Origin of the sequence: Acidipropionibacterium jensenii DSM 20535, from assembly GCF_000425285.1 — a bacterium.
Classification (GTDB): Bacteria; Actinomycetota; Actinomycetes; order Propionibacteriales; family Propionibacteriaceae; genus Acidipropionibacterium; species Acidipropionibacterium jensenii.
The window spans coordinates 19949-32893 of the sequence record NZ_AUDD01000005.1; the positions used below are offsets into that span (position 1 = coordinate 19949).

Here is a 12945-nt window from a genome sequence, read left to right on the forward strand (position 1 = left end):
ACTCCTCGAGGTAGCGGTCTCACCAGGTCTCGGAGCCGGAGCGCCCGTAGCGACGCTCGCGGTCGTCGCGCGACGCGTTGCGGTCGCGACGCGGTCCACGACGGTCGTCGTAAGAGCCGCGTCCACCGCGGTCCCCACGGCCACCGCGGTCACGGCCACCACGACCGCCACCGAAACCGCGGCCACCACGGCCACCGCCGTAGGAGTCCTTGCGACGTCCCTTGCGGGAGTGCTGCTGGCGAGGAGCCACCACCGCGTCGAAGGCCTCCTGGGCGATCGGCTCGCCGCTGACCGGCTGGCAGTCGGCGATCTCGGCGAGATTCTCCCCACCGAGCCTCACCTCGGCCTCCACCGGCTTGACGCCGGCGCCGCGGAACAGCCGCGACATCGCCCTGCGCTGGTGCGGCAGCACCATCGAGAGGACGACGCCCTTGTGGCCGGCCCGGGCGGTCCGCCCGGAGCGGTGCAGGTAGTCCTTGGAGTTCATCGGCGGGTCGACCTGGAGGACCAGGGTGACGTCGTCGACGTCGATCCCGCGGGCCGCCACGTCGGTGGCCACCAGGACCGGCAGGGAGCCGTCCTTGAAGGCCTTGAGCACCCGGGCCCGGGCGCCCTGGGTGAGTCCGCCGTGCAGCGCACCGGCCATCACGCCGGCGTCGCGCATCTGCTCGGCCATCCGGGATGCGCCGCGCTGGGTGCGGGCGAAGACGATGGTGTGGCCGGGCCGGTTGGCGATCTCGCACATCACCGAGACCTTCTCATGGGGCTTGACCTGGAGGCTGTAGTGGACGGCCGTCGAGACCGCCCCCTTCTCCGGGTCGATCTCGTGGGTCACGGGGTCGTGCAGGTAGCGCTTGACGAGCTTGCCGACCGCCTCATCGAGGGTGGCCGAGAACAGCAGGTGCTGGGCCTCGCCGGGAACCGCGTCCAGGATGGCCGAGACGGCCGGCATGAAGCCGAGATCGGCCATGTGGTCGGCCTCGTCCAGGACGACGACCTCGACACCGGACAGATCGGCGTCACCGGTCTCCAGCAGGTCGACCAGCCGGCCGGGGGTGGCGACGACGAGGTCGACCCCCTTGCGGAAGGCGCGGGTCTGCGGGCCGTAGCCCATGCCACCGGCGATCAGGATGGTCGACATGTTCATCGCGGAGGCCAGCGGGGACAGCACGTCGGCGATCTGCATGGCCAGCTCGCGGGTGGGCGAGAGGATGAGGGCGCGCGGCCGCTTGTCGGGACGCTCGGCGGCGGCCAGGCGGGTCAGCACCGGCACCCCGAAGGCCAGGGTCTTGCCCGAGCCGGTGGAGGCCCGGCCCAGCAGGTCGCGCCCGGCGATGGCGTCGGGGATGGCGGCGATCTGGATCCGGAACGGGGCGTCGATGCCGGTGGCCTTGAGGGCGGCGACGATCCGGTCCGGGACGCCGAGGGCGGAGAAGCCGCCCTCGTGGTCGATGGTGGAGGTGTCCAGATCGGTCAGCTCGGCGGCCGACCACTCCATCTGGTCCTCATTGCCGGCAGCGGACTGGTCGGCGCCGTCGTGGTCGCGGAACCCGCCGCGGTCCTTGCTGAAGCCGCGGTCCTTGTTGTAGCCGTGCTCCTTGAAACCGTGGTCGCGCGATCCGTGGTCATCGAAGCTCCGCTTGAAGCCGTGCTCCTGGGAGCCGTGGTCCCCGCGGTAGCCGCCGCGACGCTCGTCACGGTCGCCGTACCGGTCGTGGCCGCGGTCGCCGTAGTCGCGACGTCCTCCGTCGCGGAAGTCGCGTCCGCCGGACCGGCGGTCATCGCCGTCCCGGTTCCACGAGTCACGGCCCGAGGACCTGGAGCCACGACGGTCGTAGGAGCGGTCGCCGCCACGGTCGTCGTCGTTCCAACCGCCACGACGGTCCTTGTTGAATCCGCCCTTGCGGTAACCGCCCTTGGAGAACCCGTCCCGGCCGTAACGGTCAGTGTGGAAGCCGCCCTTGCGATATCCCTCGGAACCGCGACGATCCCTGTCGTAGGGACGACCACCGCGGCGATCCTCGGAGCCGCGACCGTTGTCGTCACGGTCCCAGGAGTCCTCGCGTCGGGAGTCGTAGCGCCGCGACCCGCCGCGACGGTCGAAGGAACGGCCGCCGGACCGGCCGTCGCGGTCATAGCGGCCACCGCTGCGACCCTGACGGTCATCGCGGTCTGCGAACCGGGACTCGCGGTGATCGGGCTGGTCATCGGAGCGCGGGGACCAGGACTGGAAGGTGCGACCCTCACGGTCGGTGTGGCCGCCCTCGTGGGACTTCCCGTAGGACTTGCCCGAGTTGTACGACTTCCCGCCGCGGGTGTGCGGCTTGTGCCCCTTGGCGGCGCGCTCGGCCGATGTCCAGCGCTTCTTGGGGGTGCCGTCGGCCTTGTAGGACTTCGGCTTGCGATTCTGTGAACTCACGTGTGTCACCTCATGACGCGGCACAGCGCAGGGCGACGAGCCCGGCAGCAGTGCGATTCGATAACGTCGACCCGAGATCCCGCGATGGCACGGACTCATATGGAGATCCCTGTGGATCTCCATCGCGAAGAGCTGCCAGTAATTGGGAGAGTCGCGGACGATCTGTGTCGTCCGCCCAGGCCCCGGGTTCGGGACGCATCGAGCAACTGAACGCATCATGGGCTCGTCGTGCGCAGCGCCCGCATCGGTGTGCGGACGACACGGCGAGCCGTGGTCAACTCGCCCAAATATACGGCACCGGGCACTTTGGACCAAATCCCGCGCACCCCGACCCGCACTGTTCACCGATGTCGCCCCGGGCGGCCACCGCCAGTACTCGATTCGCCACCGAGGGCCCATTACCATCCAGGGTGTGCGGGTAGCGATCATCAGTGAGTCGTTCCTCCCCCAGGTCAATGGGGTGACGAACTCCATTCTGCGTGTCCTGGAGTACCTGCGCGCCCACGGCCACCAGGCGGTGGTGCTGGCACCGGGCGACCCCGCGGTGGCCCCCAAGGAGTACGCCGGGTTCCCCGTCCTCACCCTGTCATCGGTGACCTGGCCGGGGTACCAGGACGTCCGGGTCTCGACCACCCCGCAGTGGACCCTGGAGCGCTACCTCAACGAGTTCTCCCCCGACGTCGTCCACCTGGCCAGCCCCTTCATGATCGGCTACAAGGGGGCGCTGGCCGCGGCCACCCTGGGCATCCCGGCGATCGCGATCTACCAGACCGACATCCCCAGCTACGCGGCCCGGTACGGGATCGGGCACCTCGAGTTCTACGGCTGGTACCGGGTCCGCCAGATCCACTCCCTGATGGTCGCCACCTACGCCCCCTCGACCTACTCCCGTGACCAGCTCGTCGCCCACGGCGTGCCGCGGGTCGGCATCTGGGGGCGAGGGGTGGACAAGGTGAGGTTCAACCCGGCGAAACGGTCCCAGGCGCTGCACGACCAGTGGGCCCCCCGGGGGGAGACCGTGATCGGCTACATGGGCCGGCTCGCCTCCGAGAAGCGGGTCGAGGACATGATCCATCTGGTCGGCATCCCGGGCACCAGGATCGTCATCGTCGGGCACGGCCCGCAGCGCGAGTCCCTGGAGAAGGAGATGCCCGACGCCGTCTTCTGCGGCGGGCTCTACGGCGAGGACCTGCCCCGTGCGCTGGCCTCGATGGACGTCTTCTGCTCCACCGGCGAGCTGGAGACCTTCTGCCAGGCGGTCCAGGAGGCCAAGGCCAGCGGTCTGCCGGTGGTGAGCCCGCGCCGCGGCGGCCCGATCGATCTCATCGACCCCTCGCGGACCGGCTGGCTGTACGAGCCGGGGAACATGACCGAGTTCCGGGAGCGGGTGACCGATCTGGTCGGCGACCCCTTCAAGCGGGAGGCGATGGGGCGCGCCGCCCGGGCCTCGATCGAGGACCGCACCTGGGACCACCTGTGCGCCGAGCTGATGGACCACTACCGCGAGGCGATCCGGCTGGGCAGCCTCGCCGCCGCACGCAGCGACGACCGCAGCAACGCCTGATCCTGCCCGCAACGGCTGATCCGCCCTCGCCGGGTCAGGCCGAGAACTCCCGCTCCACCGCCCCGACGGGTCCGGGTGCGACCAGCCGGCCGATCACCTCGGGGAACCGGTCGGCGAGCTGATCGGGGGACCACGGCCCCGGACTGAGGATCGCGGCCAGGGCCTGCAGCCCGGCACCGGCCAGACCGGCATCCCTGGCCGACAGCCCGGCGGCCAGCAGGGTGCCGCAGACCCCGGCCAGGGTGTCCCCCGAACCGGCCTGGGCGGTCCATGCCGGTCCGGGCAGGGCAGCGCTGATCTGTTGATCGGGGGTCGCCACCCACTGGATCGAGCCCTTGAGCAGGACGGTCGCCCCGAACATCCGGGCCCCCGCCAGACAGGAGCCGCGCCGGTCGGCCTCCACCTCGGCCCTGTCGATCCCGAGCATCCTCGCCAACTCGCCGGCGTGCGGGGTGAGCAGACAGCCCTCCGGGATCCGGCGCGGCAGCACGGCCAGGGCGTCGGCGTCCACCACGACCGGGACGCCGTCCGCCAGCCGCCGGTCCAGCCGCGCGGCGTTGCCGGCGTCGTCCCCCCATCCCGACCCGACCACCCAGGCCTGGACCCGCCCGGCCGCGCACACCACGCTGGGGGTCCGGTCCATCACGTGCTGCCGGACGGCGTCGGGGCCGACGCAGCGCACCATTCCGGCTCCGGAGCGCAGAGCGCCCAGCACGCCGAGGACCCCGGCACCCGGGTACTGCGACGACCCGGTGTCGCACCCGACGACCCCTCGCGAGTACTTGTCGCTGGCCGGACCGGGAACCGGCCACAGGTCGGCCAGGTCGGTCACCGAGGCGACCTGGTCGGCGTCGGGGACGGCGACCCCGATGTCGGCGAGGATCACCCGTCCGCAGCAGGCGGCCGCCGGTCGGGCCAGATGGCACCACTTGCGGGAGGCGAAGGTGACGGTGGTGCGGGCGTGCACGCAGCGCACCACCTCTCCCGAGTCGGCGGACAGGCCCGAGGGCAGATCGACCGCCAGCACCGGGGTGTCTGCGCCGGCCAGGGCCTCGTCCAGCCGGGCCAGGGAGTCCGGTATCGAGGGCCGCCCCCCGATCCCCAGCACCGCGTCGATGGCCAGGTCGTAGTGCCGGTCCAGGGCATCGACGGGGCTCACCTCCCCGCATCCGGCCTCCTGGGCGGCGCCGGCCCCCGCCTCGTGGAGGGATCCGAGGACCGGGCAGACGTCGACCACCCAGCCGTCGCGGCACAGCTCGGCGGCCGCGAAGAGCCCGTCGGCGCCGTTGTTGCCTCTCCCCGCCATCACCAGCACCCGCTGCTGGGCGATCCACTCGGCGGACTCCTCGAGGGGCTCATCCCCCAGCAGCATCGTGACCGCGGTGGTCGCCACGGCGTGGGCGGCCACCGCCATCAGGTCGGCTCCCGGATGGGCGTCGAAAAAGGCGCGTTCGGCGGTTCGCATCTGTTCGGCGGTGCACACGGTGGTCATCGGGCTTCCTCTCCGGGACGGGCTCCCCCACCTTATTTCCCGGCGCTGCCCCTCCGTCCCTCCGTCCCCCCCCCAGCCCGCTTCGGCGTGCCGGAGGCCCGTGCGTTCCCGCGTCGGGGGACCGCGGGTGGCAATCGGAGCCAAAGGGTTCCCAGGACCACGGATCTGGGTTACGCTCGATCCGTAATTTTCTTCCAAGGAAGAGAATTACGGATCCGGGGCAACGCGGTCCCGGTTCCTCACCTTCTGACCCGCATGTCGCCAGCCGACCCGGGCCACCGGAACGCCCCCAAGGATCAGCAATGACCGATGCACTCATCCACCTCCGCGCGGCGGGGGTATCCCTTCTCCTGAGCACCCCGGCCGACCAGGCCGTGGGCATCGTCCACTGGGGCACCGATCTGGGCCCGCTCACCGCGGATGGCGCGGCGGCAGTGGCCACCAGCGTCGTCGAGCCGCTCGGCGGCAATGCCGTGGACGTGCCGATCCACCGTGCCCTGCTCCCCCAGCTGGCCGACGGCTGGCTGGGACGTCCGGGCATCGAGGGATCCCGCCCCGACGGATCGGACTTCACCCCCCGCTTCCGCACCACCGGGATGAGCCTCGACGACTCCGCGGTGAGCGGCTTCCACGAGGCCGGGGCGGCCACCGTCGTGGCCCTCGCCGAGGACACCGAGGCCGGGCTGCGCACCGAGACGACCATCGAGATGACCGCCCAGGGGCTGGTGCGGATCGCCACCACCCTCACCAACACCGGCTCCGAGGCATTTGTCCTGGAAGGCCTTCAGCACTGCCTGCCGATCCCCGTCGACGCCGACGAGATCCTGGACTTCGCGGGTCACTGGGGCCTGGAGAGATTCCCCCAACGCACCCCGATCGGCACCGGCACCCACCTGCGGGAGAACCGCCGTGGCCGCACCGGATCCGACTCCGCCTATGTCATGCAGGCCGGCACCCCCGGATTCTCCTTCCAGCAGGGAGAGGTCTGGGCCGCCCACCTGGCCTGGTCCGGCAACCACCGCCACTACGTGGAACGGCAGGCCAACGGGTTCGGCGTGATCGGCGCCGGGGAACTGCTGCTGCCCGGTGAGGCCCGCATCGCCCCCGGCGAGTCCTACACCAGCCCCGACCTCTACGCGAACCACGCGCACGGCCTGGACGGCATCGCCCACCGGTTCCACCACTTCGTCCGCGAGGACCTGCATCCGCTGTCGACCGACCGACCGGTCACCATCAACGTCTGGGAGGCCGTCGAGTTCGACCACCGGATCGGCAAGCTCCTGGAGCTGGCCGAGATCGCCGCCTCGATCGGCGTCGAGCGGTACGTCCTGGACGACGGCTGGTTCGGCTCCCGGCGCGACGACACCTCGGGACTCGGGGACTGGACGGTCTCCCCCGACGCCTGGCCCCAGGGCCTCGACCCGCTGGTCGACCGGGTGCGCTCCCTGGGGATGCAGTTCGGTCTGTGGTTCGAGCCCGAGATGATCAACGAGGACTCCGACCTGGCCCGCGCCCATCCCGACTGGATCATGGCCCCCGGCAAGCGGATGCCGCTCACCTGGCGCAACCAGCAGGTGCTCAACCTGTCGATCCCCGAGGCCTGGGAGCACACCCTCGAGGCCATCTCCAAGGTCATCGCGGAGTACCACCTCGACTACATCAAGTGGGACCACAACCGCGACCTCATCGAGTCCGCCACCCGGGCCAACGGCGCCGCCGCCACCCATGCCCAGACCCTCGCCGTCTACCGGATGTTCGACGTCCTCAATGAGCGGTTCCCCGATGTGGAGATCGAGTCCTGCTCCTCGGGCGGCGGCCGGGTGGACCTGGGGGTCATCAAGCGCTGCTCGCGGATCTGGGTCTCGGACTGCATCGACTCCCTGGAGCGCCAGACGATGATGCGCTGGACGGCCCAGCTGCTCCCCCTGGAGTTCCTCGGCAGCCACATCGCCTCCAGCCCCTCCCAGACCACCGGACGTCGTCACAGCCTCGGCTTCCGCGCGGCCACCGCCGTGTTCGGCCACCTGGGCATCGAGTGGGACATCACCGAGACCACCGAGGAGGAGCGCCGCGAGCTGGCCGGCTGGATCGACTTCTACAAGAAGCACCGGGACCTGCTGTTCAGCGGAGACCTGACCCGCGTCGACCGCGCCGAGGACAGCCTGCAGATCTGCGGTGTGGTCGCCAAAGACCGCTCCGAGGCGCTGTTCAGCATCGTCTCGATGCGCCGCTCCCCACTCTCCCCGCGGGGCATGGTGCGACTGTCCGGACTGGACGCCGACCGGACCTACCGGGTCGTCCCGGTGATCATCGGGGAGGAGCCCGGCGGACTGATCCGGCCCCCGTGGTTCGGCGACCAGGACCGCGGGATCGAGCTGCCCGGTTCGGCCCTGATGGCGTCGGGTCTGCACAGCCCCTGCCTGTACCCCGAGCAGGCCGTCGTACTCCAGCTCACCGCGATCGACTGATCGTCACCTGCTGGCATCCCATCCATCCACGACAGAAAGAGCAATGATGTCGACAACGGCTTCAAAGGTGCGGCCGGGTCACAGACCGCACCTCACATCCACGTCCGACCTGCCGCTGGCGCTGGTGTTCATCGCGCCCGCCGCGGTCGGACTGATCGTCTTCCTCATCCGTCCGCTCATCATGGGCATCTACTACAGCTTCACCAACTTCAACGTCCTCACCCCGCCACACTGGGCCGGCCTGAAGAACTACGCGGAGCTGTTCGCCGATGACCGGTTCTGGAACTCCCTGAGCGTCACCGTCGAGTACGTCATCATCAACATCGGGGCCCAGACCATCCTGGCCGTGCTCATCGCGGCCCTGATGCACCGGCTCACGAAGTCCACCTGGGTGCGCTCCTTCGTGCTGACCCCCTACCTGGTCTCCAATGTCGTCACCGCCCTGGTGTTCCTGTGGATGCTCGACACCCAGCTCGGCATCGTCAACCACGTCATCACCTCACTGGGTGGAAGTGCGGTCGGATTCTGGACCACCGAGTCCACCGTGATCCCCACCGTCGCCCTGGTCAACGTGTGGCGGAACATGGGATACACCGCCCTGCTGATCTTCGCCGGTCTCCAGGGCATCCCGGAGAACCTCTACGAGGCGGGCCGCACCGATGGGGCCACCGAGTCTCAGATGTTTTTCCGGATCACCCTGCCGCTGCTGCGGCCGATCCTGGCTCTGGTGCTCATCATGACGATCATCGGCTCCTTCCAGGTCTTCGACACGGTGGCGGTGGCCACCTCCGGAGGTCCCGCGGACGCCTCGAACGTGCTGCAGATGTACATCTACCAGAAGGCCTTCGGGGAGTTCGACTTCGGCTACGCCTCCGCGCTGTCGGTGGCCCTCATGATCATTCTCGTCATCATCACCGCCATCCAGTACAAGGTCACTCGCGCCGGCGAGACCGACCTGGACTGAGGAGATCACCATGGCTACCGTCTCTCTGACCGGCGCTGCGAGCGCCACCACCGCCCCCATCACCCAGAAGGTCCATCACAAGCGGACCGTGACCCCCGGCAAGGTGGTCGGCTGGGTGTTCATGGTGATCATCCTGTTCATCACCCTGTTCCCCTTCTACTGGATCCTGCGCACCGCCCTGTCCAGCAATGCCCTGCTGGCCACCCGCCCCGGCTTCTTCGGGCCGGTGGGCACCAATATGGGCGGCTTCGCCCGCGTCTTCGGCGCCCAGGACGTCGCCACCGCCGTCTCCCAGGGAGGGTCGGGTGCCAGCATCAACTTCTGGCGCTACCTGATCAACTCCCTGATCGTGGCGACGGTCATCACCCTGGTCCAGACGCTGAGCTGCGCGATGGCCTCCTACGCCTTCGCACGGCTGCGCTGGAAGGGTCGCAACCTCGTCTTCAGCATCTTCCTGGCGGCGATGATGATCCCGAGCATCTTCACCTTCCTGCCGAACTTCATCCTGATGAAGCAGCTCCACCTCATCGACACCCTGCTGGGCATCATGCTCCCCACCATGCTGATCTCCCCCTTCGCGGTGTTCTTCCTGCGGCAGTTCTTCATGAACATCTCCCGCGAGGTGGAGGAGGCCGCCCTCATCGACGGCGCCTCCAAGACCGTGGTGTTCTGGAAGCTCATCCTGCCGATGGCCAGCGCACCGATGTTCACCCTGGGGCTGCTGACCTACATCACCGCCTGGAACGACTACTTCTGGCCGTTGATGGTCTCCTACACGGACTCCTCGAGGGTGCTCAACGTCGCCCTGGGCGTGTTCCGTGCCCAGTCCCCCCAGTCGGGCGTCGACTGGTCGGGTCTGATGGCGGCGACCCTGGTGTCGGCCCTGCCGATGCTCATCCTGTTCGCCTGCTTCGCCAAGCGAATCGTCAACTCCATCGGTTTCACCGGGATCAAGTGAGGTTGCCATGTCTCTGAGAAGACCATCGATCCGACGCGCTCTCACCGCGACCCTGGCCGCCTGCATGATCGGAGTCACCGGCTGCTCCTCCCAGGCGGGCGGCAAGACCTCCATCGACTACTGGCTGTGGGACGCCAACCAGCTGCCGAGCTACGCCAAGTGCATCGCCAAGTTCGAGGACAAGAACCCCGACATCAATGTCCGGATCAACCAGCTCGGATGGAGCGACTACTGGACCAAGCTCACCGCCAGCTTCGTCGCCGACTCCGCCCCCGACGTCTTCACCAACCACCTCGGGCGCTACCCCGAGCTGGTGAAGCTCGGCGTCCTGCAGCCCCTCGACGAGCTGCCGGAGCTCAAGTCGATCAAGGACACCGACTACGAGCCGGGGCTGGCGAAGCTGTGGACGGGTTCGGACGGACACCGCTACGGCGTCCCGAAGGACTACGACACCGTCTCGATCATGTACGACAAGACCAAGCTGCAGGCGGCCGGGATCACCGACGCCGAGCTCGCCAGTGCCACCTGGAACCCCACTGACGGTGGCTCCTTCGAGAAGATCCTCGCCAAGCTCACCGTCGACAAGAACGGCAAGCGCGGCGACCAGAAGGGGTTTGACAAGACCAACGTCAAACAGTACGGGCTGGGTGTCGACAAGAACTTCGACTACACCGGCCAGACGAACTGGTCCCCCTTCGCTCTGTCGACCGGCTGGTACTACACCAACAAGCCGACCTGGGGAACGGAGTTCAACTACGACAACCAGCAGTTCCAGAACTCCCTGGGCTGGTACGTGGGACTGTCCAAGAAGGGCTACATGCCCAGGTACGGACAGTTCGGCCAGAGCGTGACGACAGACCAGCAGTTGGCCTCCGGGCAGGTGGCGCTGTCACTCAACGGCTCCTGGATGCTGCGCACCTACGCCAACCTCAAGACCGTCAAGCTCGGCATCTCGCCGCTGCCCAGCGGCCCCGTTGGGCACCCGGTCTCGCTGTACAACGGCCTGGGCGACTCGATCTCGAAGTTCTCCAAGCACAAGACGGAGGCCGCGAAACTGGTCGCCTTCCTGGGCTCGGACGACTGCCAGAACATCGTCGGGACCGACGCGGTGGTGTTCCCGGCCCGACCCGCCGGCACCGCAAAGGCCATCGAGACCTACCGGCAGAAGGGCCTGGACGTCACCCCCTTCACCGACCGGGTGAAGAAGGGTCAGACGGCCCTGTACCCACTCGTGTACCACGGTTCGGAGATCTCCTCGCTGATGCAGCCGACCCTGGACTCGGTGTGGATCGGCAGCACGCCGGTCTCGGCCCTCACCGGGGTCAACACGAAGGTCAACGCGATCCTCGCGGAGAAGTAGCGTCTCTGCGCGACAGCACGACCCCAGCAGGACAACCCCACCAGCACGGCCCCGGAGAGCATCCTCCGGGGCCGTGCTGGTGTCGCGGCCGGGGTGAATCCGCAGCACACCGGGTGGGGGTGCGATCACCGTGGCCGTGCAGCCCGGCGCCTGCCCTCAGACCCGCAGCAGTTCCTCCACCGCGATGACCGCCGCCCCGCGGGCCCAGTCGCCCAGCTCCCAGTCGGCGATGTGGATCGGGATGGTGCGCTGCAGGGGGCTGACCAGGCCCGCCAGCCGCGCCGCCAGGCCATCGGCCACCGGGGTGAGCAGGGGGCTGAGCTCCCCTCCCAGCAGAATCAGCTGCGGGTCGGTGAAACTCACCAGGGAGGCCAGCAGCGGTACCAGCCGGTCGACCACCCAGTCGGCGACCTGCAGGGCCCGGGGGTCTCCCGACTCTGCCGCCCGGATCAACGGGTCCAGCTCGGCGGGCAGATCCCGGGCCGCGCACTGGTCGAGGATCGCCGGGGTGTTGAGGAGCCTGCCGCCCGGCTGAGGACGTCCCTCCTCGTCCAGGGTCGTCATCCACTGGCTCAGCCCGGCCTCGCCGGTGGCCCCGGTCACCGCATGACCGTGGTCGACGATGCAGGCCCCGAGCCCCTCCCCCAAGGTCACCATGATGAAGGATCCGACGTGACGGCCGATCCCGATCCGTCGTTCCATCTCGACCAGGCTGCGCAGATCGTTCTCGACGTGCACCGGGATGCCGAGCTCCCGCTCGATGTCGGCAACCAGATCCTGGCCCGGGGTCGCCTCCAGGACCGGTGCGCGGACCAGGGTCCGGCGGTCACGGGCGATCGTCCCGCCGACGCCCAGCCCCAGACCGACCACCGGTCGGTCGGCGTCCAGACGCCGGGCCATCTCCAGGCACCCGGTGGTGATCCACTGGGCGGTGGTCGCCGGGATCGGGGTCTCGGCGCGGGCGAGCACATCGCCCATCAGATTCGCCCGACAGCCCAGCACCCGGCCCGGAACCACCTTGCAGCCGATGACATTGAGCTCGTCGGCCCGCGCGGAGACCGGCTGGAGGGGTCTTCCCACCGTCCCCGAGACGGCGGCCGGTCCGATCTCGGCCAGCCCCTCGGTGGTCAGTGTGCGCACCGCCTTGGTGACCGAACCGGTGGTGACCCCCAGTCGGTCTGCCAGCCTGGTGCGCGGGGTCGGACCGTCGGTGAGCAGGACGTCGAGCACCCGACGGGCGACGTCTCCCTGGGTCCCGAGAACTCGGTGCCAGGGAGAGTCCGGGGAGCGTGGATCGATGAACATGGGTCTGCGGTCAGCGCCCCTCGCACACCACGAGGGCGACGGCCAGACCGGCGTCGTGGCTCAGCGACAGGTGCACCGCCGCGATCCCCTGCTCACGGGCCACCTCGGCGACCCGGCCGCGCAGCGCGAAGGAGGGTGCACCGGTCTGGTCGACCGTCACCTCGGCATCGGCCCAGCTGAGTCCTCGCGGCCCGCCGAGGGCCTTGTGGAGGGCCTCCTTGGCGGCGAACCGGGCGGCCTGGGACTGCGCCGGACGGCCGGCCTCCTGGGCGCTCAGGACGCGTCGGGCCAGCCCGGGATGGCGAGCCAGGGCGGCCTGCCACCTGGACACCTCGCAGACGTCCACCCCGATGCCGAGAATCACGGCTCCAAATCTACGCGGTGACGGGAGGAACCCCGCCACCCGGGCGGGGCA

General features: G+C 69.3%; 9 protein-coding genes. 5 read left to right on the forward strand and 4 right to left on the reverse strand.

Annotated elements, in window-relative coordinates:
* Window positions 1-19 precede the first annotated feature (19 nt).
* The gene (locus H590_RS0104100; RefSeq protein ID WP_028702565.1) at window positions 20-1498 is read right to left on the reverse strand and encodes a DEAD/DEAH box helicase; all 1479 of its coding nucleotides are present in this window, start codon (window positions 1496-1498) and stop codon (window positions 20-22) included.
* Between the two features lie 1333 nt (window positions 1499-2831).
* On the opposite strand from H590_RS0104100, the gene H590_RS0104105 reads away from it, so the two are divergent.
* A complete protein-coding gene (locus H590_RS0104105) occupies window positions 2832-3983 on the forward strand; it encodes a glycosyltransferase family 4 protein (RefSeq protein WP_028702566.1) in 1152 nt (383 codons plus the stop codon).
* Window positions 3984-4017: 34 nt separating this feature from the next.
* Here H590_RS0104105 and H590_RS14820 read toward each other — a convergent pair whose 3' ends face one another.
* Complete coding sequence (locus H590_RS14820; RefSeq protein WP_051238164.1) at window positions 4018-5475, reverse strand: bifunctional ADP-dependent NAD(P)H-hydrate dehydratase/NAD(P)H-hydrate epimerase; 1458 nt, start codon at window positions 5473-5475, stop codon at window positions 4018-4020.
* 302 nt (window positions 5476-5777) lie between these two features.
* On the opposite strand from H590_RS14820, the gene H590_RS0104115 reads away from it, so the two are divergent.
* The 4 genes from H590_RS0104115 to H590_RS14825 are packed head-to-tail and all read left to right on the forward strand — an operon-like array spanning window position 5778 to window position 11225.
* Window positions 5778-7943: an alpha-galactosidase gene (locus H590_RS0104115; protein WP_028702567.1), complete on the forward strand. Its 2166-nt coding sequence runs from the start codon at window positions 5778-5780 to the stop codon at window positions 7941-7943.
* A 46-nt stretch (window positions 7944-7989) separates the two neighbouring features.
* Window positions 7990-8907 carry a carbohydrate ABC transporter permease gene (locus tag H590_RS0104120; protein ID WP_028702568.1) on the forward strand — a complete coding sequence of 306 codons (918 nt, stop codon included), beginning with the start codon at window positions 7990-7992 and terminating at the stop codon, window positions 8905-8907.
* A 10-nt stretch (window positions 8908-8917) separates the two neighbouring features.
* Window positions 8918-9865, forward strand: a complete 948-nt coding sequence (locus H590_RS0104125; RefSeq protein WP_036981037.1) for a carbohydrate ABC transporter permease — start codon at window positions 8918-8920, stop codon at window positions 9863-9865.
* A gap of 7 nt (window positions 9866-9872) precedes the next feature.
* Window positions 9873-11225, forward strand: coding sequence for an ABC transporter substrate-binding protein (locus tag H590_RS14825; RefSeq protein ID WP_036981040.1), 1353 nt, complete (start codon window positions 9873-9875; stop codon window positions 11223-11225).
* Between the two features lie 156 nt (window positions 11226-11381).
* Here H590_RS14825 and H590_RS0104135 read toward each other — a convergent pair whose 3' ends face one another.
* Both H590_RS0104135 and H590_RS0104140 read right to left on the reverse strand, forming a co-directional pair.
* On the reverse strand, window positions 11382-12530 hold the full coding sequence (locus H590_RS0104135) for an ROK family transcriptional regulator (RefSeq protein WP_028702570.1): 1149 nt from the start codon (window positions 12528-12530) through the stop codon (window positions 11382-11384).
* Between the two features lie 10 nt (window positions 12531-12540).
* Window positions 12541-12894: a holo-ACP synthase gene (locus H590_RS0104140; protein WP_028702571.1), complete on the reverse strand. Its 354-nt coding sequence runs from the start codon at window positions 12892-12894 to the stop codon at window positions 12541-12543.
* Window positions 12895-12945: the final 51 nt, after the last annotated feature.

Excerpts from the sequence above, each read along its gene's own strand:
- H590_RS0104100 (WP_028702565.1), bottom strand. The coding sequence starts at position 1,498 with ATGGAGTGGTCGGCCGCCGAGCTGACCGATCTGGACACCTCCACCATC.
- H590_RS14820 (WP_051238164.1), bottom strand. The coding sequence starts at position 5,475 with ATGACCACCGTGTGCACCGCCGAACAGATGCGAACCGCCGAACGCGCC.
- H590_RS0104115 (WP_028702567.1), top strand. The coding sequence starts at position 5,778 with ATGACCGATGCACTCATCCACCTCCGCGCGGCGGGGGTATCCCTTCTC.
- H590_RS0104120 (WP_028702568.1), top strand. The coding sequence starts at position 7,990 with ATGTCGACAACGGCTTCAAAGGTGCGGCCGGGTCACAGACCGCACCTC.
- H590_RS0104125 (WP_036981037.1), top strand. The coding sequence starts at position 8,918 with ATGGCTACCGTCTCTCTGACCGGCGCTGCGAGCGCCACCACCGCCCCC.
- H590_RS14825 (WP_036981040.1), top strand. The coding sequence starts at position 9,873 with ATGTCTCTGAGAAGACCATCGATCCGACGCGCTCTCACCGCGACCCTG.
- H590_RS0104135 (WP_028702570.1), bottom strand. The coding sequence starts at position 12,530 with ATGTTCATCGATCCACGCTCCCCGGACTCTCCCTGGCACCGAGTTCTC.